17 protein-coding genes are annotated in these 20,596 nt (G+C 72.3%); 4 read left to right on the forward strand and 13 right to left on the reverse strand.

Annotation, left to right across the window (positions count from 1 at the left end; all coding sequences use genetic code 11):
• Positions 1 to 668 precede the first annotated feature (668 nt).
• The 6 genes from rox to ACIBAF_RS22100 form a co-directional block, all read right to left on the reverse strand.
• Positions 669 to 2,126 (reverse strand): rifampin monooxygenase, encoded by a 1,458-nt coding sequence (gene rox / locus ACIBAF_RS22075; RefSeq protein WP_399464994.1) that lies wholly within the window; start codon positions 2,124 to 2,126, stop codon positions 669 to 671.
• A 306-nt stretch (positions 2,127 to 2,432) separates the two neighbouring features.
• Entirely contained in the window at positions 2,433 to 2,783 is a 351-nt protein-coding gene (locus ACIBAF_RS22080; RefSeq protein WP_399464995.1) for a hypothetical protein, read from the reverse strand.
• A 179-nt stretch (positions 2,784 to 2,962) separates the two neighbouring features.
• The gene (locus ACIBAF_RS22085) at positions 2,963 to 3,367 is read right to left on the reverse strand and encodes a hypothetical protein (RefSeq protein ID WP_399464996.1); all 405 of its coding nucleotides are present in this window, start codon (positions 3,365 to 3,367) and stop codon (positions 2,963 to 2,965) included.
• 232 nt (positions 3,368 to 3,599) lie between these two features.
• Entirely contained in the window at positions 3,600 to 5,198 is a 1,599-nt protein-coding gene (locus ACIBAF_RS22090; protein WP_399464997.1) for an alpha/beta fold hydrolase, read from the reverse strand.
• Entirely contained in the window at positions 5,195 to 6,556 is a 1,362-nt protein-coding gene (locus tag ACIBAF_RS22095; RefSeq protein WP_399464999.1) for an alpha/beta fold hydrolase, read from the reverse strand. Before ACIBAF_RS22095 ends, ACIBAF_RS22090 begins: the two co-directional genes overlap by 4 nt.
• Positions 6,557 to 7,077: 521 nt before the next feature.
• Complete coding sequence (locus tag ACIBAF_RS22100) at positions 7,078 to 8,406, reverse strand: alpha/beta fold hydrolase (RefSeq protein WP_399465000.1); 1,329 nt, start codon at positions 8,404 to 8,406, stop codon at positions 7,078 to 7,080.
• Positions 8,407 to 8,538: 132 nt separating this feature from the next.
• Between ACIBAF_RS22100 and ACIBAF_RS22105 the strand changes: the two genes are divergently transcribed.
• Positions 8,539 to 8,898, forward strand: a complete 360-nt coding sequence (locus ACIBAF_RS22105) for a hypothetical protein (protein WP_399465001.1) — start codon at positions 8,539 to 8,541, stop codon at positions 8,896 to 8,898.
• Between the two features lie 198 nt (positions 8,899 to 9,096).
• Here ACIBAF_RS22105 and ACIBAF_RS22110 read toward each other — a convergent pair whose 3' ends face one another.
• A complete protein-coding gene (locus tag ACIBAF_RS22110) occupies positions 9,097 to 10,143 on the reverse strand; it encodes a GlxA family transcriptional regulator (protein ID WP_399465002.1) in 1,047 nt (348 codons plus the stop codon).
• A gap of 116 nt (positions 10,144 to 10,259) precedes the next feature.
• Here ACIBAF_RS22110 and ACIBAF_RS22115 point away from each other — a divergent pair, with 116 nt between their 5' ends.
• A complete protein-coding gene (locus tag ACIBAF_RS22115) occupies positions 10,260 to 10,709 on the forward strand; it encodes a hypothetical protein (RefSeq protein ID WP_399465003.1) in 450 nt (149 codons plus the stop codon).
• 133 nt (positions 10,710 to 10,842) lie between these two features.
• Positions 10,843 to 12,288 carry an alginate lyase family protein gene (locus ACIBAF_RS22120; protein WP_399465210.1) on the forward strand — a complete coding sequence of 482 codons (1,446 nt, stop codon included), beginning with the start codon at positions 10,843 to 10,845 and terminating at the stop codon, positions 12,286 to 12,288.
• Between the two features lie 158 nt (positions 12,289 to 12,446).
• On the opposite strand, the gene ACIBAF_RS22125 is transcribed toward ACIBAF_RS22120, so the two are convergent.
• Together ACIBAF_RS22125 and ACIBAF_RS22130 are read right to left on the reverse strand one after the other, a co-directional pair.
• On the reverse strand, positions 12,447 to 13,982 hold the full coding sequence (locus ACIBAF_RS22125; RefSeq protein ID WP_399465004.1) for an MFS transporter: 1,536 nt from the start codon (positions 13,980 to 13,982) through the stop codon (positions 12,447 to 12,449).
• Positions 13,983 to 14,051: 69 nt separating this feature from the next.
• Positions 14,052 to 15,365: a DUF445 domain-containing protein gene (locus ACIBAF_RS22130; protein WP_399465005.1), complete on the reverse strand. Its 1,314-nt coding sequence runs from the start codon at positions 15,363 to 15,365 to the stop codon at positions 14,052 to 14,054.
• 161 nt (positions 15,366 to 15,526) lie between these two features.
• Between ACIBAF_RS22130 and ACIBAF_RS22135 the strand changes: the two genes are divergently transcribed.
• The gene (locus tag ACIBAF_RS22135) at positions 15,527 to 16,855 is read left to right on the forward strand and encodes an SGNH/GDSL hydrolase family protein (RefSeq protein WP_399465006.1); all 1,329 of its coding nucleotides are present in this window, start codon (positions 15,527 to 15,529) and stop codon (positions 16,853 to 16,855) included.
• Between the two features lie 62 nt (positions 16,856 to 16,917).
• Here ACIBAF_RS22135 and ACIBAF_RS22140 read toward each other — a convergent pair whose 3' ends face one another.
• From ACIBAF_RS22140 to ACIBAF_RS22155, 4 genes are read right to left on the reverse strand one after another with little or no spacing between them, the layout of a single operon-like run.
• Positions 16,918 to 17,811 (reverse strand): DUF1707 domain-containing protein, encoded by an 894-nt coding sequence (locus ACIBAF_RS22140; protein ID WP_399465008.1) that lies wholly within the window; start codon positions 17,809 to 17,811, stop codon positions 16,918 to 16,920.
• Positions 17,812 to 17,820: 9 nt separating this feature from the next.
• Entirely contained in the window at positions 17,821 to 18,897 is a 1,077-nt protein-coding gene (locus ACIBAF_RS22145) for an ATP-binding cassette domain-containing protein (RefSeq protein WP_399465211.1), read from the reverse strand.
• A gap of 21 nt (positions 18,898 to 18,918) precedes the next feature.
• A complete protein-coding gene (locus tag ACIBAF_RS22150) occupies positions 18,919 to 19,683 on the reverse strand; it encodes an ABC transporter permease (protein WP_399465213.1) in 765 nt (254 codons plus the stop codon).
• A gap of 49 nt (positions 19,684 to 19,732) precedes the next feature.
• Positions 19,733 to 20,533 carry an ABC transporter permease gene (locus ACIBAF_RS22155; RefSeq protein WP_399465010.1) on the reverse strand — a complete coding sequence of 267 codons (801 nt, stop codon included), beginning with the start codon at positions 20,531 to 20,533 and terminating at the stop codon, positions 19,733 to 19,735.
• Positions 20,534 to 20,596 lie beyond the last annotated feature (63 nt).

The raw sequence follows: 20,596 nt of genomic DNA on the forward strand, positions 1-20,596 counted from the left end.
GGCATCGCGACCCGCTACGACAAGACCGCCGAGTCCTACCAGGCAGCTGTCACGCTCGCCTCGCTCCTGATGTGGGCGTGACATTTGAAGACAACTCCTAGGGCGAAGGCGCTCGGTGCGGAGCAGGCAATCGAGGTACTGCGGCAAGAGCTGGAGCAGATCCCGCGGCTCGGCGTACTGCTTGGGCCAGTCCGACAGGACGGCACAGAGGTCCGCAAGACCCGGATCGAGCCCCGAGACGACCTCCCGGGACTGGCTGTGGCGTACGTCTACACTCCGTCGCCTCCGCCTCCGACAGTCGCGATCGTCGCTGTCACCCCGGACGACGGACCTGCCGCCTAGCTCGCCGTTCCCGGCGATAGAGGTTCGGGCACTGGCCTCCTGTTCAGGTCAGAGCCGACGGCACGATTCTAGAAATCTGTCACCGCCACCGGGCTCGCCGTACGCTCCCCGGCACCGATCGCTGTCCTGGCCGGAGCTCCTGGCGACTTTGGACGTAGGAGGCCACCTCGTCCCAGCGGGACCGTGGTCAGGACGGCGTAAAGGACCAGCAAGAGGACGGCTCGATCGTCCTGGACACCTCCTGGCCCCGGGATGGCTCCCGGGGCTGTCGGCGTGCTGACCGAGCGCGCACTCAGAGCCGCACGCTTTCGGTTGCTCGGGTGAGATCAGTCGGCGGGTCGGCCGAACCAGCGGGTGAGGTGGGCGTCCAGGTTCTGCTGGTCGTCGCCGGTCCAGGCGACGTGGCCGTCGGGACGGAGGAGGAGGCCGGGGGCGTCCAGGGCCGCGGTGGGGTCGGCGAGGTGGTCGACGCGGTCTGACCAGGCGCCGGCGGTGAGGCGTTCGGTGCGGTCCAGCAGCAGGCCGCGGCCGTGGTGCAGCTGGTCGTAGAGGCGGCCGTGTTTCACGTCGAGGTCGGGGAGGCGGCGGCCGAGCAGGTCGGGGCCTTCGCCGAAGTCGTAGCGGATGCCGATCGCGGTGATCTTCTCGATGAGGTAGCGGTTCACCTCGTCGAAGTCCATCAGTTCGGTGAGCAGTCTGCGCAGGGCCTGCGGGCCCGGTTCGGTGGAAAGCAGTTCCATCTGGGCGCGGGTGTTGTCCAGCACGTCCGCGGCGACCGGACGGCGTTCGGCCTGGTAGGTGTCCAGCAGTGTTTCCGGCGCCCAGCCGCGGATCTGTGCGGCCAGTTTCCAGCCGAGGTTGAATGCGTCCTGAACGCCCAGGTTGAGGCCCTGTCCGCCGGTGGGCGGATGGATGTGCGCCGCATCGCCGGCCAGCAGCACCCGCCCGACCCGGTAGCGTTCGGCCAGCCGGGTAGCGTCCCCGAAGCGGGACAGCCAGCGCGGGGAGTGCACGCCGAAATCGGTTCCGGCGACGGCGCGCAGCTGTTGTCTGAAGTCTTCGAGGGTGGGCGGTTCCGCGCGGTCGCTGACTCCCGAGGCGGGGACTGCGACGCTGTATGCCCCTCCGCCGAACGGCCTGAGCCAGAATCGCTTGTTGGTCTCGCTGATTTCGGTCACCTTGGCGGCGATCTCCTGCTGCGGCACCCCCACTTCCATCTCGCCCATCAGTGTCTCGGTCCGGGAGGGCTCGCCGGGGAAGCCGACGCCGAGCAGTTTGCGCACCGTGCTGCGCCCGCCGTCACAGCCGACGAGATAGCGCGAACGCAGTCGTTCGCCGTCCGTCAGTTCGACGGTGACACCCTCGTCGTCCTGCTCGAACCCGGCCACCGTGCAGCCGCGCCGGACCTGCGCGCCCAGGTGGGTCGCATGCTCTTCGAGCAGGTGAACGATGACCGGCTGCGGGATGCCCAGCAGATAGGCGTGCGCGGAGTCCAGTCCCTGGGGTGCGGGTTTGTCGATGGCGGCGAAGAATCCGCCGGCCGGACGCTGCCTTGCGTGTGCGCGGATGCGATCCAGCAGTCCGCGCATCGCCATCAGTTCGAGACTGCGGATGTGCAGACCGACGATGCGGACGAACGACACGGGCTCGGTTTCCTTCTCCAGAACGAGTACCCGCACATCGTGCAGCCGTAGTTCCGCGGCCAGCATCGCGCCGGTCGGCCCGCACCCGGCGATGATCACGTCGAACGACGACGGTTCGGCGGTGAACTGGGGAGAGTCCATAGGTGTTGCCCTTCGGGAGTGCCTTGTTGTGGAGGCGCTCCCGGCGACGCCTACGTCAGTCGCCGGCCATGACGGAAAGGGGGAGCACCCACGTCGATACAGCGTTCATGGGTCTCACCTCCTCGGGCGGTGTCACGGTCCACCGCAAGCTACAAGCCCGGGCATCAGCCCGTCCAACCTTTTCCACCCGGCGGGCGAAGGCCGGGCCCCGTGGGGCGGCGGCCTTCGCCGTGCGGTGGCTAACCGTCAGGTCAAGCCAGGTCAGGTCAAGCCAGGTCAGGTCAGGGCAGGTCAGGGCAGGTCAGGTCAGGGGGCGCAGACGACGTAGATCGTGCCGCTGCCCGCGGCGCCGTTCGACTTCTGCCGGACGTTGCCCTTCCAGCCGACGGGCTTGCCGGAGGAGTTGCGCGTGGGCTCCGTGCGGGCGACGTACATGCTCGCGACGACGTCGGCTCCGATGCCGCCGCCCGTCGCCGTCCAGCCGGACGGGCAGGAGATCGTGGTCTCGCCGCCGGTGAAGTACTTCGACTTGACGACGGGGGTGGCGACCGCGGCGTCGGCCGAGGACGAGGAGAACGAGTCGAACGCGACCAGGGAGAGCAGGACCGAGGTGACCGCGGCCAGGGCGTAGACGGTCCGTCGGACAGCAGCGCTCATGTGTTTCCTCCGGTGAGGTGGAGAGTGACGGGTGACACGGGAATGCGCGCGCCATCCCGGGTCACGCCACCAGGTCACCAGCGCCGCGCACGCGACACGCAGTCATCTCCGCAGATGATCACAACTCGCCGGAAGGTGATCATTCGCAGTGGGTCGCTGACCGGCCGACGCCTGAGCCGTCACTCCGTCCCGCGCCGCGGCGGATCCGGTCGGCTGAAGCCCGCCTGCCGGGCGTGGACGGTGACGACGCCTCCGCCGAGCATCTCGGCCTTCTGGCGGAGCCGGTCCACCGCCGCCGGGCTGGGCCGGCCGTACACGTCGATGGATCTCATGCGGATGAGCTCGGCGAACGCACGGAACCTCGGTCCTCCGAGCTCCATGTGGAACTCCAGCGACGCCGTGTCGGGGTGGACGGCCACCAGGGTCATCGTGCGGTCGGACTCGTCGACGTAGAAGTTGTAGGCGAGCAGCCGCGGCTCGCGTGCCTCGACGAACGCGGCCAGGTCGCGCATCGCGCTCCGGACAGCCGCGAGCCTGCCGTCGAGGATGTCCGAGCGGTCCACGTAGTAGAGGGGTTCCGTCATGTCTGCCGAAGCTACCGCCAACGCCGCCGCCTTCTACCGGACCACCGCCCGGATTCCCGGTCTGACCGAAGCACGGTCCTCTTCACCAGCGCGGTGCTGGACCGCGCCGTCGTCGACGAGCGCGGCCAGGCCCCCGGCGACCGCCGCCGGGCCGGGCGGAGTCAGCCCCGGCCCGCACTCGCCTTCCGCGCCCGCGTTCAGGTCCGGAAAGCGAGTGCCGGGGAGGCCGGGTTTACGGCGCGATCTCGAACGCAGGGGGTTTGAGGCCTGCGAGACATGATGTGGCGGGCGTGGTCGGAGTGTCGAAGAACGAGCGGGTGATCGTTTGCGCACACGACGAGTCGGCGAAGACCACATGGGCGACGTAGGGGATCGTGACCGCCGTGGACCGGCTCAGCGTGCGGGCGGCGTACGGTCCGCTGCTCGGCGCGGTCTGGGAGTCGAACCCGCCGGACAGGACGAGGGTCGGGATGTCGCTGCGCGTCACCTGGCGGACGGAGCGCGGCGCCGCGGGGATGTCCCAGGCGCGGCAGTCCGCGTGGAGCCAGGTGAGCAGCGGGGCGTTGGCCAGCACCGAGCGGGGGAACGACGGGAACAGGCGCCGCCCGGCCCGGAGCACGTCGGCCTCGCTCTCGTACGGGGTCCACTCGCCGCAGAAGACGCCGAAGGCGAGCCCGTAGGAAACCCTGCCCATGGCCTGCGGGCTGAGCTTGCCCCCCGCCCACTGCTCGGCGATCCGCTTCGGGTTGCCGTGGGCCAGTTCGTCGATGGAGCGGGGCACTCCGGCCGCCAGGTGGCTGGCGAAGGTCAGCCAGTTCACCAGGACTCCGCCGTCGAGTACGACCTTCACCGGCTTCGGGTGGCCCTCGACCGTGACGGTGGTGGTGACCGGTCGGGCCTCCAGCTGACTGACGAGGCGCTCGAAGGTGGCCTTGAGGTTCGGATAGCGGGTGTTGCAGGCGGGCTGCTCCTTGCAGGCCTTGAACATGCCGTCGAAGCCTTCTCGTGCGGCACGCCAGGTCACGGCGCCTCCGGCCAGGGACGGCGGCAGGACGCCGTCGATGCCGACCGACCGGATGCCCTTGGGGTGCAGGCGCATGTACTGGAGCGCCAGGTCGGTGCCGTAGGAGATGCCGAACACGTTCCACTGCCTGATGCCCAGGGCCTTGCGCAGGCCGTCGTAGTCGGCGGAGCTCTCGATGCCGTTGTAGGCGCTGAGGTCGGCCCCGCGGTTCACCAGCCGGTCGCGGCAGTCCCGCGTCGCCTCGACGTGCAGACGCCCGGTGGACGGCGCGCCGAAGACGAGATCGAGGGCGCGCGCGTTGAACTCGTCGACGTTCGGGCAGGTGAGCTGCGGGTCGGCCGAGTAGGTCCCCCGCTGGGACATGAAGATCACGTCGCGGTCGCGGTTCAGGCCGCCGGCGAGCGCCATCGGGATCTCGGAGACCGAGTCGTCGCCGGGTCCGCCGGCGAGCCACACGATCGGGTCGGGCGCCGGTTTCGCGGTGGCCGCGGGGATGACCGCGACACCGAGGGTGATCTTCCGTCCCTTGCGGTGGGAGTGCTTCTCGGGAACGGTGAGCGTTCCGCAGCGGGCCTTCTTGAGAGCGGGGATGGGTTCCGCCGTCCGCGGGCAGGGGCCCGGCTCGAAGCGGGCGTCGCCCGCCGTCCGGGCGACCGTGCCGAGCGGCGCTCCGGCGCCGGCGCCGGAGTCGGCTCGTGCGGGGAGCGCGGCGAGGCCGACGACGAGGGCGCCGGCCGTGGCCCCGGCCAGCGTGGCCGGGAGCCGGCGCGACGCGCGCCGGTGTCGGGCTGGGCTGAGGAGCGTCATCGGGAGGTCTCCGGGTCAGGGGTGATGGTGAACGGTTTCGGCGCGAGTCCTGCCACGCACCCGGTGTCGGGCGCGGTCGGACGCGTGAGGAAGGACGCCAGGACGCTCTGCGCGCAGGGCGACTGGGGGACCACGAAGTGGCCGATCCCGGGAATCTGCACGGCGGTCGAGCGGGGCAGCGTCCGGCCCGTGTACGGCCCCCAGCTCGCCCCGGTCTTGGCGTCGAAGGTTCCGGAGACGATGAGCGTCGGCACCTTGCTGGAGGTGGCCACCCGCTGGATCGCGGTGCGGTCCGGGACGTTCCAGACGCGGCACAGGTCGTACTCGAAGGGAAGCTGCGGCGCATGGGCCAGGACCGTGTCCGGCCACCCGGGGAACGCCCGGCGCCCCGCCTTCAGGACGTCGGACTGCGCATAGCCCGGCGCCCACTCGCTGCACGCCACCGAATGCGTCAGACCGTGAGCGAACTCGCCGATGGCGGGTGTCGCGCCGGCGGCCTGTGCCTGCGCGAAGCGTTTCGGGTTTCCGCGGGCGAGTTCGTCGAGCGCCGCGGGGACGTCGACGGCCGGCAGGGCGCCGCCGTCGGCGACCAGCAGGTTCACCAGCGTGCCGCCGTCGAGGACGACCTTCACCGGGTTTCCGCCCCCGGCCGGTTGCGCCGTCAGCGTCAGGGGCTTCGCCTCAAGGCGCCGGACCTGCTCGGTCAGCGTGCGCGGGAGGTCGGGGTAGCGGCTCTTGCAGCGGGGCTGGGCCGCGCACGCCTCGAAGATCGCGTTGATCCCCTCCTGGGCGCTGTCCCAGGCCCAGGGCAGGCTCACGATCTGCGGAGGCACGACCGAGTCGATCGCCACCGAGCGGATCCCCTGAGGGTGCCGACGCAGGTAGGTGAGGGCCAGGTCGGTGCCGTAGGAGTAGCCGTAGACGTTCCACTTCCTGATGCCCAGCGCCTTGCGCAGGTCGGCGAAGTCGGCGGCGTTCTCGGTGGTGTTGTAGGCGCTCAGCTGGATTCCGCCGGCCGTCAGACGGTCCCGGCACTCCTTCGCCGCGCGCACCAGGAGCCGCCCGGTGGACGGCGCGTCGTACGGCAGCCCCACGGCGGACGCGTTGAACCGGTCGATCTCCGGACAGGCGAGGTTCGGCTGTGAGTAGAGCCCGCCGCGCTGGGTCATGACGATCAGATCGCGATTGCGGTTCACACCGGACGCGACCAGGAAGGGGATGGCCCCGATGGCGTCGCCGCCCGGACCCCCCTCCATGAACACCACCGGGTCCGCGGCCGGCGTCTTCGATGTGGCCGGGATGGTGGCCACGGTCAGCTTGATGGTCCGTCCGCCGCGGTGGGCCCGGTTCTCGGGCACCTCCAGGGTCCCGCACCGTCCGGGGATCGGCTCGGGCGTCTTCGGGCAGGGACCGGGAACGAACCGCGCCGGGCCTCCCGGAGGGGGCCCGGTGGGGGGAGACGGCACGGCGCTGGTCGGTGTCGGGGCGACCGCGCCCAGGAAGGCCAGACCGGCCGCGACGACTGCCATCCCGGTGGGCGACCGCCGGGAGCGTCTGCCGCTTCCGCGAGCGAATGGCGGGCAGCCGGTTCCGATGCCCTGTTGCGCCATGTGATCCCGTCCTTCTGACGACCCCGGCCGCGGCCCGGCCCAGCACGAGACCGAGGCTGACTGAGACTGACTGACACTGGCTGACTGGCTGGCTGACTGACTGAGACTGACGACGATGCTGCGCGGTCCGCCCGGACCCGTACGGGTCGGGCGACGGCATCGCCGTAGGCCAGCCTCTGCGCGCGGACCGACCTCCACCACCTGGTGTGGTCCATTCGGGGGTATCGGGAGTTCCCCCTCGCCTGCTCACGGGGGCGGCGTCACCTACGTCACCTGCGCCTCGCCGCGGCTGCAGCCGCCGTGCGGACCCTGCGTGTGCGGCCGTGCTCGGCCAGGAAGGCGAGTGCGGGGGCCGGGACGCCGGGGGTCTCCGTGAGTCTGCGTTGCAGCCAGTCGGAGGCGGTGGCCAGGGCCTCCGCCGTCGCCGGGATCCAGGAGGGGTCGGCGGTGACGGTGTGGAGGACCGTCCACTCCTTGAGGCGGGCGGTGAGGAAGGGGTCGTCCCGTACGGCCTCGGCCAGCGGGTCCGTCCAGGCCTGCCAGGTCGCGTCGTCGGAGCGGTGGAGTGCCGCCGCCCTTCGGTCCAGGTGCCGGAGCACCGCCGAGCGGGCCATCTGGCGGTCCGGGTCGGTGAGGATGCGACAGACCAAGGCCGTCTCCGCTGCGGGCGGGACCCGGTCGAGGGCCCACAGGTACTCGGCGAACCTTGCATGTTCCGGCGGTTCAGCGCCCAGGAAGGTCGTCACCGCCTCGTGCAGGGCCTCCGGGCGGTCCAGGTGGACGTCGTGGGAGGCGTCCGGGATCACCGTGACGTGAGTGTCGGCGGGGCGGCGGGCCTGCATCCGGCGCTGTTCCTCGGCCGGCATCATGCCGTTCTCGCCCCGGACCACGAGCGTCGGGCAGGTCACCCGGGACCACTCCTCCCAGTAGTCCCGCGCAGCGAGTTCCGTCACCGCCGCGACCATCGTGTCGCGGTCGACGCGGGCGTACCCGCCCGCATCCGTCCCGCTGCCGTCCGTTCCGCTGCCGTCCGTTCCGCTGCCGTCCGTTCCGCTGCCGTCCGTTCCGCTGCCGTCCGGTCGCCAGTCCAGGCCCCTCGCCCAGGCTTCGTGGCCGAGGAATGAGACAGCCTGTTCGAAGGTCGGGAAGGGGGTCGGCCAGCCGTCCAGCCAGCTCCCTATCTGCTCGGGCAGTTCCGGGTCGCCTCCCGCCGGGCCCGCCTCCACCAGGATCAGGGAGCTGACGCGGGACGGGTGCGCCGCTGCCGTCAGCAGGGCCGTCAGGCCGCCCAGGGACTGGCCGAGGAGGATCGCCGGGGGGAGGTCGAGCTCGTCCAGGAGCGCTACGGCGTCCCGTACCGCCGCCGCTCTCGTCATGTCGGCGGGGGTGCGGGTGCTCGCGCCGTGGCCTCGGGCGTCGTATCTCACCACGCGGTGGCCGTCGGCGAGGAGACGGGCGGTCAGGTCGTCCCATTCGCCCAGGTGGCCCGCCAGTCCGTGCAGGAGCAGGACCGGGGGCGCCGTCGCGGGCCGGGGAGGGCTCTCGTCGCGGTAGGAGAGGTGGATTCCGTCGGGGGTGGTGAGGGTGTCGGGCGTCACGTCGGGGTCCGTCCGTCCTGCGGGTGGGTTCTGGCGCGGCTGGCCTGGTCTCCTGTATAGCCCGGAGGGCGACTCGGAGGGCCTGCCGGTTGCCGGTTAGCCTCGGGGCGACGGACCAGGAGGCAGGCACACATGGCGAAGACGGCGAAGACCGCGAAGACCGCGAAGACCGCGAAGACGGCCAGGATCCCCAGTGCGGCGATCGCCGCGGGTGGGCTGGTCGGCGGGTTCGGTGTGGCCCGGTGGACGAAGAAGCGGCAGCTCGGCGGGGTCGTGCTCGCCGCCGCGGGGGCCGCGGCCGCGCAGCAGTGGCGGCAGCAGGCCGGCGGGAAGGCCGCGGGCGCGTTGACGGCGGCGTACGTGGCCGCCTTCGCGGGGTCGCATCCGCTGGCGAAGAAGGTGGGCGCCTGGCCGTCGGTGTTCGGCGTGGCGGGCGCGGTCGCGCTCGCGTCGTGGGCGGTGGCGGACCGGCGCGTCCAGGACCTGCCCTAAGGGCGCGCCCGCCAGGGCTTACGGGACAGCGCCTGAGCGCAGCGGGGGTCGGCTTCAGCGGGAGTGCGGCGGGTACGGAGGGGGCGGGCCCCCGGACACCGCCGCCGCCTCCACCGCCGCCCGCCCTGCCCTGCCCTGCCTCCGGCCGGGGCGGACCGGCGCACCCAGGACCTGCCCTGAGCGCAGCGGGGGTCGGCTTCAGGAGGAGTGCGGCGGGTACGAAGGGGGCGGGCCCCCGGACACCGCCGCCGCCTCCACCGCCGCCCGCCCCGCCGTGCCTGCGGCCGAAGTCTCCGTTCTCGACCGGAACGCGCGTCGATAGCCCTGCGGGCTCGTGCCCACCACGCTCCGGAAGCGTTCCCGGAACGCCGTCGGGGAGCCGAACCCCGCCTGGTCGGCGATCCGTTCCACCGGGTACGCCGTCGACTCCAGCAGGTGCTGCGCGCGCCGCACCCGCGCCCGGTGCAGCCAGCGCAGCGGTGTCGTGCCGGTCTGTTCGCGGAAGCGGCGGTTGAGGGTGCGGGTGCTCATGCCGGCCTGCCCGGCGATCTGGTCCAGCGTCAGATCGCTGCCGCAGTTGTCCTCCAGCCAGGTCAGCAGGGGTTCGAGGGTCGCCCCGGCGGGCGCGGGCGCCAGGTCCTGGACGATGAACTGGGCCTGGCCGCCCTCCCGTTCGAGCGGCATGACCGACATCCGGGCCGCCTGCGCGGCGATCGCCGAGCCGTAGTCGTGACGGATCATGTGCAGGCACATGTCCAGTGCCGCCGCCGCGCCCGCCGAGGTGAGGAACTGGCCGTTGTCGACGTAGAGGACGTTCGGGTCGACCGTCACCTTCGGGTAGCGCTCGGCGAGGTCCCGCGCCGCGCACCAGTGCGTCGTCACGCGCAGCCCGTCAAGCAGGCCCGTCGCGGCGAACAGGAACGCCCCGACGCAGACCGAGGCGATCCGCGTGCCGTTCGCCGCCGCGGCCCGCAGCGCCTCCGCGACGCCGTCCGGCAGCTCCTGCGGCGGGTCGTCCACCCCGGGCAGGATGATCGTGTCCGCCTCGGCCAGCGCCTGGAGCCCGTACGGCGCGCGCACCGTGAACGCCCCCGCGCTCACCTCCCCCGACGCGGACGGCGAGCAGACCCGCACCCGGTACGCCTCCCGCCCGTCGGGCAGCCGCGCCCAGCCGAAGGTGTCGATCGGGGCGGACAGATCGAACGGGACGACCCCGTCCAGGGCCAGTACGGCGACGGTGTGCATGGCAAGAGCGTAGGCATACGACGGATTCCCGCCGCCCCCGGGTTCTGGCGGAAACCCGTTGCCCTCTGGCATTTCCGCCACTTCCGGGAGATCATCGCGCCGCCTAGCGTCGGGCCGTGACCAAGTTCCTCCTCGCCGTCCATGTCCTTGCCGCGATCGTCGCGATCGGGCCCGTCACCGTCGCCGCCAGCATGTTCCCGCCCGCCGCGCGTCGCGCCCTGGCCGCGCCGGACGACGTGCGCGCGAGCGAGACCGTGCGGCTGCTGCACCGCATCTGCCAGGTGTACGCGGCCGTCGGGATCGCCGTCCCCGTCTTCGGGTTCGCGACGGCGGGCGCGATGGGTGTGACGGGCGATGCCTGGCTCATCGTGTCGATGGTGCTGACCGTGCTGGCCGCGGGTGTGCTGCTGGTGCTGGTGCTGCCCCGGCAGGAGGTCCTCGTCGAGGGACGGGGCGCGCGGGAGACGACCGTCCGACTCGCCATGTTCACCGGGGTGTTCAACCTGCTGTGGGCCACCGTGACGATCCTGATGATCATCCGGCCGGGGTCGACGACAGGCGCGTAGTCTCCGGGCGGGCGGGCGCGGGCCGGCTCGGGCGGGCGCGGGCGGCCCGGTTTTCGTTATCGGCCCCGCCGCCGTCCGTCTCCCGTGCATGGACCTGACTCGACCTCGACAGATCAGCGTCAGCCGCCGCAGCATGCTGAAGGGCGCGGGTGTGGCCGCCGGGGCAGCCGCCGTCGGCGTCACCGCGGCGCCGCCCGCGTCCGCGGCCGGCTACGCGCACCCGGGCCTGCTGCACACCGGCGCCGACCTGGCGCGCATGGCCGCGAAGGTGAAGGCCGGCGCCGCGCCCTACACCGCCGGGTACGCCAGGCTCACCGCCAACCGGCATGCGCAGAGCGGCTGGACGGCCAACCCGCAGGCGACCGTGTACCGGGGCGCGGGCTCGCCGCAGAACTACACGATCCTCTACAACGACATCCACGCCGCCTACCAGAACGGCCTGCGCTTCCACGTCAGCGGGGACAGCGCGTACGCCGACACGGCCGTCGCGATCCTCAACGCCTGGTCGGCGAAGCTGACCTCGGTGCAGGGCTCCGCCGACCGGTTTCTCGCGGCCGGGCTGTACGGCTACCAGTTCGCCAACGCGGCCGAACTCGTCCGCGACCACAAGGCCTTCGAACTCGAACGGTTCCAGAAGATGCTGACGGCTGTCTTCTCCCCGCTCAGCGAAAGCTTCCTGACGAACCACAACGGCGCCGTCATCACCAACTACTGGCCCAACTGGGACCTCACGGCCATGGCCTGCGTCCTGGCCACCGGCATCTTCTGCGACGACCGCGCCCAGGTGGAGCGGGCCGTCGAGTACTTCAAGAGCGGCGCGGGGCTCGGCGCCGTCAGGAACGCGATCCCCGTCGTGCAGGACGACGGTCTCGCCGAGTGGCTGGAGGCCGGCCGCGACCAGGGGCACGCGCTGCTCGGCGTCGGCCTGATGGGCACGTTCTGCGAGATGGCCTGGAACCAGGGCATCGACCTCTACGGCTACGACGACAGCCGCTTCCTCAAGGGCGCCCAGTACGTGGCCAAGTGGAGCCTCGGCGGCGACGTCGCCTACACCGCCAACACCCGCAGGAAGGGGGCGATCGGGGGCTGGTCGGGCAAGGAGACCGCCTCCGACGCGGCGGGCGTCGACCCGGCGATGACCCGGCCGATCTGGGCGATGATCGCCAACCACTACACCAAGCGCCGGGGACTGTCCGCCCCCTACCTCACCCGGATCGCCGCCAAGGCCGCGCCCGAGGGCGGCGGCGGGGACTACGGCCCCAACAGCGGCGGCTACGACCAACTCGGCTTCGGCACCCTGGCGTTCACCCGGGAGAGGTCGACGACGACCGCCTCGGACACCCCGGCGTCGAGCGGCGCCTCGGCCGCCCCCTCCGCACCCGGGTCCGCCCCGTCCGCGTCCGGGGTCCCTTCGCCGACCCCGGCCAACGCGGCGTCCGCCGCCGGAGGGCACGGCGACCTCGCCGCCACCGGCTCCACCGACGTCGTCGCCTGGACCGCCACCACCGGCCTCACCGCCCTGGCCGGCGGCCTCCTGCTGCTACGCCGCCGCGGCCGCACCCGGGGCGAGACGGAGTAGCGACACGCCCCCGAGGCGAAGAGCCAGACGGACACGGGCCACCGGCCACGGGCCACCGGCCACCGGCCACCGGCCACGGGCCACGGGCCACCGGCCACGGGCCACCGGCCGCGGGCCACCGGCCGCGGGCCACGGGCCACGGGCCGCGGGCCACGGGCTCAAGCTGTGGCCTTGCGTGGGCGCGGGCCGTGCGGTCCCGGGCCGCCCGGCGTCGTCGGCTTCGCCGCCTTGCGGGCCTTCGTCGCCGCCGCGGTCAGGGGGCGGGCGATGTCCTCCAGGGAGCGGCGTTCGGCGTTCACCGCCAGGAACGCCGCCACCAGGCCCGCCGCGCACATCAGGGTCGCGCCGATGCAGAACGCCAGGACGGTGTCGCCGACCCTGCCGGTGTCGGTGAGGTCGGCGAACAGCAGGGGGCCGCTGATGCCGCCGGCGGCGGTGCCGAGGGCGTAGAAGAAGGCGATGGACATGGCGCGGGTCTCCATCGGGAAGACCTCGGAGACCGTGAGGTAGGCGCTGGAGGCGCCGGCCGACGCGAAGAACAGCACCGCGCACCAGCAGGCCGTCATCGTGGTCGCGGTCAGCGATCCCTGGTCGAACAGCCAGGCCGTGGCGAACAGCAGCAGGCCGGAGAGGAGGTACGTCGACGCGATCATCACCCTGCGGCCGACCGTGTCGAACAGCTTGCCCAGCAGCAGCGGGCCGCAGAAGTTGCCGATCGCGATGACGGCGAAGTAGTAGCCCGTGTTGCCGCTCGGCACGTCGAAGAACGTCGTCAGGATCGCGCCGAAGCCGAAGGTGATCGCGTTGTAGAGGAAGGCCTGGCCGATGAAGAGGGCGAAGCCGAGGACGGAGCGGCGCCGGTAGTCGGAGAACAGCGTGCGGCCGATCTCGACGAAGGAGACGCTGCGGCGCTGATGGATCGTGAGCTCGCCCTCGGGGCGGGCCAGGGGAGCGTCCCGTTCGGCCTCGACGCGCCGCTCGATCGACGTCACGATCTCCTCCGCCTCCCGGTCCCGGCCGTGGATCAGCAGCCAGCGCGGGCTCTCCGGGACGTGCCGTCGTACGAGGAGGATCACCAGGGCGAGGACGGCGCCCAGCGCGAACGTCAGCCGCCAGCCGACGTCCGCCGCGAAGAGGTCCGTGTTCAGCGCGACGATCGACAGCAGCGAACCGGCGACCGCGCCCAGCCAGAAGCTGCCGTTGATGATCAGGTCCACGCGCCCGCGGTACTGCGCCGGGATCAGCTCGTCGATCGCGGAGTTGATGGCCGCGTACTCGCCGCCGATGCCGAAGCCGGTGAGGAAGCGGAAGAGCAGGAACCACCAGGTGTCGAAGGAGACGGCGGTGAGGGCGGTGGCGGCCAGGTACACCGCCAGGGTGATCATGAACAGGTTCTTGCGGCCCCACTTGTCCGTCAGCCGGCCCCAGAAGAGGGCGCCGGCGCAGGCGCCCGCCACGTACAGCGCGGCCGCGATGCCGGTGACCTGGCCGGAGGTGATCGGCAGACCGCTGCCGGGCTCCGACAGCCGGCCGGCGATGTTCCCGACGACCGTGACCTCCAGGCCGTCCAGGATCCACACGGTGCCCAGTCCGATGACGATCGTCCAGTGCCAGCGCGACCAGGGCAGGCGGTCGAGACGGGCGGGGATGTCGGTGGTGACGGTACGGCCGGCAACGGCCTGCGCGGTGGTCATGGGCTCCCTCCCCATCGAGCGAACCTCGGCCGGGTTCCCGCCCCCACCGAACTCACGCCACCGGCGGTGTCACGCCCCCAGTGCCCGCGCCGCCGCGTAGATGACCAGGCCGGCCAGTGAGCCCACCACCGTGCCGTTGATTCGGATGAACTGCAGGTCGCGGCCGATGTTGGCCTCGATCTTGCGGGTCGTGTGCTCCGGGTCCCAGCTGGCGACCGTGTCGGTGATCAGGGAGGTGATCTCGCGCCGGTACGTCGTCACGACGTGCACCGCCGCGCCCTCGACCCAGTCGTCGACCTTGTCCTGGACCTTGCGCTCGGTGGCCATCCGCGCGCCCAGGGACAGCAGCGAGGCCCGCACGCGCAGACGCAGCTCGCTGCGCTCGTCCTCCGCCGCCGCGACGATCATGGAGCGGACGGCGGTCCAGGCGGACGCGATCAGGTCCTGGACCTCGCCGCGGCCCAGCACATCGCCCTTGAGCCGCTCCACCCGCGCCCGGGTGTCCGTGTCGGACTGCAGGTCGGAGGCGAAGTCGGTCAGGAAGCGGTCGAGGGCGCCGCGCGCCGGGTGGGACGGCATGTCCCGCATCTCCGCGCAGAAGCGCAGCAGCTCCTTGTAGACGCGTTCGCCGACCTTCTTGTCGACGAACCGCGGGGTCCAGCCGGGCGCGCCGCCCTGCACGGCGTCCATCACCGAGTCGGCGTGCAGCACCAGCCAGTCGTGCGCCCGGGTCACCACCAGGTCCACGGCCCGCCGGTGACCGCCGTCCGCGACGACCTTCTCCAGCATCTTCCCGATGCCCGGCGCGATCTCCTGGGCGTCCGCCCGGCGCGTGATCGCCTCCCCCACCACCGCCTGGACGTCCGAGTCGCGCAGCACGGTCAGCGCGCCCCGCAGCGCGGTCGCCAGCTCCGCCGTCACCCGGTCGGCGTGCTCGGGCTCCGCGAGCCAGGCGCCCAGCCGGGTGCCGATGCCGACCGCGCGCAGCCGCTGCCGTACGACGTCCTCGGAGAGGAAGTTCTCGCCGACGAACTCGCCGAGCGAGACGCCCAGCTGGTCCTTCTTGTTCGGGATGATCGCGGTGTGCGGGATGGGCAGCCCCAGCGGGTGCCGGAAGAGGGCCGTGACCGCGAACCAGTCGGCGAGCGCGCCCACCATGCCCGCCTCCGCGGCCGCCGCCACATAGCCCGCCCAGGCGCCCGCGCCCTGGTGGGAGGCCCACTCGGCGAGGACGTACACCACGGCCACGAACAGCAGCAGCCCGGCCGCGGTGAGCTTCATCCGGCGCACGCCTCGCTGGCGCTCCTCGTCCGCCGGGGTGAAGGAGGTCATGGCGCGATAGGACGTGGTCCCGTCCGGCGCCGCCGCTTCGGTACGTTCCATTTGCTCCACCCGTTCGGTGATCCCGCACACATTGTCCCTTCCTGACCGACTCCCGGAACGGAACAGGAGTTCCCGGCGTCTGTAAGGCGGGAGGTCAAGGGTGAGCTCCTGCCCCCGTCCCGGAGCCTTCCGCTCCCCTCGCCTAGGAGATCCGCGCCCGCATGACCAGGCGTCAAGGTGGTGTGCTGCTGTCCGCGATCACCGCGCTGATCGTGGCCCTGTCCGCCGCGATATACGTCGGAGCAGCCGCCGACCACGGCCCGGGCCGAAGCACGGACACCGCCCTCGCCGCACCCCGCGGCGCCGGCCACGCCGCCCCCGTCTCGACGGGCGTCTGGGTCGGCGCCTGGGCCGCCGCCCCGGCCGGCGGGGAACCCGGCACCGCATCCGACGGCATGGCGGGCCGCACGGTCCGCAACGTCGTGCACACCGGCGTCGGCGGGACGAGCGCCCGCGTCACCCTGTCCAACCTCTACGGAACCGGCCCCCTCACCGTCACCCACGCCACCCTCGCCGTCGCCGCCGACGACGACAGCGCCGCCGCGGACCCCGACACCCTGCGCCGGCTCACCTTCGGCGGGGCCACGACCGTCGTCGTCCCGGCGGGCGGGCAGGCCGTCAGCGACGCCGTCGCCGTCGCCGTCCCGTCCGACGCCGACGTCCTGGTCAGCACCTACTCCCCCACCTCCGCCGGCCCGGTCACCTTCCACCCGCGCGCCCGGCAGACCAGCTACGTCGCGGAGGGCGAGTCCACCGAGGACGTCACCGGCGCCGCGTTCACCGACACGAGCCCGTACTGGCGCTATCTCACCGCGCTGGACGTGCTCAGCAACGAGGCCGACGGCACCGTCGTCGCCCTCGGCGACTCCATCACCGACGGCGTCACCTCCACCGCGGGCGCCAACCGCCGCTGGCCCGACGTCCTCGCCGACCGGCTGCGGACCGCCGGGTCCTCGCGTGGCGACACGCCCCGCTACGGCGTCGTCAACGCGGGCATCAGCGGCAACCGGGTCCTCGCCGACGACCCCCGCCGCGGCGCGAGCGGCCTGAACCGCTTCGACCGGGACGTCCTCGGGGCGACGAACGTGAAGGCCGTCGTCATCGACCTCGGCATCAACGACATCCTGCGCAGCGAGGGGCCCGCCGACCCGCAGAGCATCGTCGACGGCCTGCGCACCCTCACCGACCGCGCCCACGCCCACGGCGTCAAGGTCGTCGGCGCCACCCTCACCCCGTTCCGCGGCCACCGCGGCTACACCGCCGCCCGCGAGGACGTACGGCAGCGCGTCAACGCGGCGATCCGGGCGGGCGGGGTGTACGACGAGGTCGTCGACTTCGACCAGGCGCTGCGCGACCCCTACGACCCGCGCAGCCTGCGCGCCGAGTACGACTCGGGCGACCATCTGCACCCCAGCGACCGGGGCTACCGCAAGCTGGCACGGGCCGTCGACCTGTCGAAGCTGGCGGGCTCGGCGCCGGCGCAACTGTAGGCGGAACCGGCAGGACGTGCGGGGGCGTTCGGGAGGCCTGCGGGCACGTACGGGGGCGGTTCTCAGTAGTCGCCGTAGCGGCGCCTGTCCCGCTCCTGCCGGCGTTCCCGGTGCCGCTCGCGCCGCTCCTCGTGCCGCTCCCGTTGCTCCTCGCGGCGGTCGCGCATCATGTCCCGGTGACCCTCCAGCATCCGCCGGTGGGCCTCGTGAACGTCGTCCCGGAGGCTGGTGTGCAGTTCGCGCATCGCCGCCTTGCGGTCCAGCTTCTCCTGCCGCCGCGCCGCCTTCGTCTTCTTGCGCTCGACGCCGACCCCGCCCCAGAACGCGAACCCGGTGACGACCACCCGCGGCGCGCCCGGGTCCGCCGCCGCGCCCGTCGCCCCGTCGTCGAAGCCGCCCATCACACCGATGCCGCGGACGACGACCTCGACGCCCGGCGGCACGATGATCTGCACCCCGCCCATGATCGCGACGCAGTTGATCACGACCTCGCCGGCGGCGAAGTCCGCCTCGCGCAGGTCGATCTCCCCGCCGCCCCAGAAGGCGAAGCAGTCGAACCGCCGCGGGACCGTCCACCGGCCCCGCCGCTGGAACCCCGACATCACGGCCACGGCCCACGTCGACGAGCCCTCGCCGCCCACGATCCGCCCGGCCCAACTCCCGTCCGGCGGCGGCTCCTTGCTCAGCGACACGACCGGCGGGGGCGTGACCCCGGCGACCGGCAGGTCCCGGGTGATCGGCGCCAACTCCCCGTACGTGCGCGCCTTGTACGTCTGGTCGAGCCGCTCCTCGAACTCCGTCATGTCGAGACGGCCCTCCGCGACGGCGTCCCGCAGGACCTCGGCGACCCGCTCACGATCGGCGTCGGAGGCGCGGAGTTCGGAGGGACCCGGGACTGCCTCGGGGAGACCCGGGACTGCGTCGGGGGAACCCGGGACTGCGTCGTCGTCGGTCATATCAGCAGCCTACGAGTTCCCGGGCGCGGGCACTACGGTCTCCTGTCCGGCCGCCTGTTCCGCCGCCCGTTCCGCCGCCCGCTCGCCCTCCCGCTCGGCGTACATCTTCGCGATCACGGCCTCGATGTCGGGCTCCCGCACCGACAGGTCCACCAGCGGATACTCCGCCGCGATCCGGGCGACCAGCGGAGCCGCCGACTGCGCCGCCGGGAACGCCAGCCACTGGCGCGGACCGTCCACCTTCACCACCCGCGCCGCCTCCCCCGCCTCGATCGGCGGCAGCTCCCGCTCCAGGTCCACCACCAGCGTCCGCTCGCTCTCGCCCGCCTCGTGCAGCCCCGCCAGCGCACCGTCGTAGACCAGCCGGCCATGGTCGATGACCATCACCCGGGAGCACAGCTGCTCGATGTCCTGCAGGTCGTGCGTGGTGAGCAGCACCGTCGTGGCGCGCTCGGTGTTCAGCTCCCGCAGGAACTCCCGCACCCGCGCCTTGGAGACCACGTCCAGGCCGATCGTCGGCTCGTCGAGATACAGCACCTCGGGATCGTGCAGCAGCGCCGCCGCGATGTCGCCGCGCATCCGCTGCCCGAGCGAGAGCTGACGCACGGGCACGTCCAACAGGGCAGACAGGTCGAGGAGTTCGACCAGCCGGTCGAGGTTCTCGCGATAACGGCCGTCCGGGATGCGGTACATGCGGTGCATCAGCCGGTAGGAGTCGATGAGCGGCAGGTCCCACCACAGGGTCGTCCGCTGCCCGAACACCACCCCTATCCGGTGCGCCAGCCGCGTCCGCTCGCGGGACGGGTCGATGCCAGCGACCCGCAGCCGGCCGCCGCTCGGCGTGAGGATCCCCGTCAGCATCTTGATCGTCGTCGACTTCCCGGCGCCGTTCGGCCCGATGTAGCCGACCATCTCGCCGCGCGCCACGGTGAAGGAGATCGCGTCGACCGCCCGCACCCGGCGCACCTCCCGCCTGAGGAACCCGGTCTTCTTGCGCACGTCGAAGACCTTCTCGACGCCGTCCAGTTCGATGAAGCGCCCGTCCGTCTCGCCGGTCTCGCCCGTCCCGCCCGTCACGCCTGTCATGCCCGTCATGCCTGTCATTCCCTAGCTCCCGGTGCTCCGATACGTCCGCAGACCCGCCCGCCACGCCCATCCCGCCAGCACACAGCACACCGCCGCCACCAGCGGCGGCGCGAACGCCGCCCACTCGGGCAGCCCCAGCGGATACGGCCGCCCCAACACATAAGCCGCAGGCACCCAGTTGACGAAGGCCAGCGGGAAGACGAAGGTCACCCCGCGCACCAGCTCCGTACCGAACACGGTCGGCGGATACTGCAGCATCGTCTGCCCGCCGAAGGTGAACGCGGCCTGCGCCTCGGCCGCGTCCTGCGCCACGAACTGGAACGCGGCGCCCGCCACGAACACCGCGCCGAAGATCACCCCACCGCTGGCCACGATCACCGGCACCAGCAGCACCTTCACCGCCGTCCAGTCGACGTCCACCGCCACCAGCGCATACCCCAGCACCAGCGCGCCCTGCGTGATCCGGGCCACCCTGCGCAGCGCGAACCGGTCCGCCGCGACCTGGGCCAGCACCGGCGCCGGCCGCACCAGCAGCGTGTCGAACGTGCCGTCCCGCACCCGCCGGCCCAGCCGGTCCACCGAACCGATCGCCAGATCCGCGATGCCGAACGCGGTGGCCGAAAGGCCGTAGAGGAACGCGATCTCCGCCAGCGTGTAGCCGCCGAGCGCGTCCACCTGCGAGAACATCAGCAAGATCGCGACAAAGTCCAGCCCGGTCACCAACAGCCCGCCGAGCGCCGTCATCGCGAACGACAGCCGGTAGGCCAGCGTGGAACGGATCGACATGCCGGCGATCAGCCGATAGGCCCGCACCCCCTCCAGCACCCGGTTGCCCTCACCCACCCTGGACCACCACCCGCCGGGTCGCCGCCCCCTGCACCAGCCGCCCCAGCCCCAGCAGCACCACCGCCCACGCCGCCTGGAACGCGAACACCGACAGCGGATCGGCCTCCCCCATCAGCAGGTCCGCGGGCATCTGCAGCAACGCCGCCCACGGCAGCGCCCGTACGACATCGCCGAGCACCCCCGGGAACGCGTTCAGCGGCAGCGCCATCCCGCCGCAGAACATGCCCGTGACCATCAGCATCTGCAGCGCACCCGTGCCGTCCAGCAGCCAGAACCCGCTCAGCGCCACCAGAAACCGGATCGCGAAACTGACCACCATCGCCAGCACGATCGCCATCAGCAGCGCCAGCCAGAGCACCGGATCGTCCGGCAGCGCCGTAGGGAACAGCAGCGTCCCCACGGCGAACGGGATCACCCCCCGCCCGATCAACTGGAACAGCGCCCGCCCCAAGTCGCCCGCCAGCCACCACACCTGAAGGTCCGCCGGACGGTACAGGTCGATGGCGACCTCCCCCGTGCGGATGCGCTCCATGAGGTCGGTCTCGAAGCCGCCGCCCTGGATCGCCAGCGTCGCGTACAGCGCCTGCCCCAGCCACACATAGGTGACCGCCTGCGCCTGGTCGTAGCCCCCGAGGTGCGGCCGCTCGTCCCACAACGCCAGGTATGTGTAGACGAGGATCAGGCCGAAAACGGTGTTCGTGAACACCCCGGCGGCCGTGGCCACCCGGTAGGTCGCGTACCTTCTGAAACCCCCCGCTGCGACGGCCGCGTACAAACGCGCCGATCCCAAGGCAACCGTCCTCCTCGCCCGCTAGTCATCCTTGGCGTCCGCTTCGACACCGAAGCGCAGGAG

The organism is Streptomyces sp. NPDC051677 (assembly GCF_044453465.1).
GTDB lineage: Bacteria > Actinomycetota > Actinomycetes > Streptomycetales > Streptomycetaceae > Streptomyces.

Excerpts from the sequence above, each read along its gene's own strand:
- ACIBAF_RS22135 (WP_399465006.1), top strand. The coding sequence starts at position 15,527 with ATGACCAGGCGTCAAGGTGGTGTGCTGCTGTCCGCGATCACCGCGCTG.
- ACIBAF_RS22125 (WP_399465004.1), bottom strand. The coding sequence starts at position 13,982 with ATGACCACCGCGCAGGCCGTTGCCGGCCGTACCGTCACCACCGACATC.
- ACIBAF_RS22080 (WP_399464995.1), bottom strand. The coding sequence starts at position 2,783 with ATGAGCGCTGCTGTCCGACGGACCGTCTACGCCCTGGCCGCGGTCACC.
- ACIBAF_RS22130 (WP_399465005.1), bottom strand. The coding sequence starts at position 15,365 with ATGGAACGTACCGAAGCGGCGGCGCCGGACGGGACCACGTCCTATCGC.
- ACIBAF_RS22090 (WP_399464997.1), bottom strand. The coding sequence starts at position 5,198 with ATGACGCTCCTCAGCCCAGCCCGACACCGGCGCGCGTCGCGCCGGCTC.
- ACIBAF_RS22145 (WP_399465211.1), bottom strand. The coding sequence starts at position 18,897 with ATGACAGGCGTGACGGGCGGGACGGGCGAGACCGGCGAGACGGACGGG.
- ACIBAF_RS22120 (WP_399465210.1), top strand. The coding sequence starts at position 10,843 with ATGCTGAAGGGCGCGGGTGTGGCCGCCGGGGCAGCCGCCGTCGGCGTC.
- ACIBAF_RS22110 (WP_399465002.1), bottom strand. The coding sequence starts at position 10,143 with ATGCACACCGTCGCCGTACTGGCCCTGGACGGGGTCGTCCCGTTCGAT.
- ACIBAF_RS22085 (WP_399464996.1), bottom strand. The coding sequence starts at position 3,367 with ATGACGGAACCCCTCTACTACGTGGACCGCTCGGACATCCTCGACGGC.
- rox (WP_399464994.1), bottom strand. The coding sequence starts at position 2,126 with ATGGACTCTCCCCAGTTCACCGCCGAACCGTCGTCGTTCGACGTGATC.
- ACIBAF_RS22150 (WP_399465213.1), bottom strand. The coding sequence starts at position 19,683 with ATGTCGATCCGTTCCACGCTGGCCTACCGGCTGTCGTTCGCGATGACG.
- ACIBAF_RS22105 (WP_399465001.1), top strand. The coding sequence starts at position 8,539 with ATGGCGAAGACGGCGAAGACCGCGAAGACCGCGAAGACCGCGAAGACG.
- ACIBAF_RS22140 (WP_399465008.1), bottom strand. The coding sequence starts at position 17,811 with ATGACCGACGACGACGCAGTCCCGGGTTCCCCCGACGCAGTCCCGGGT.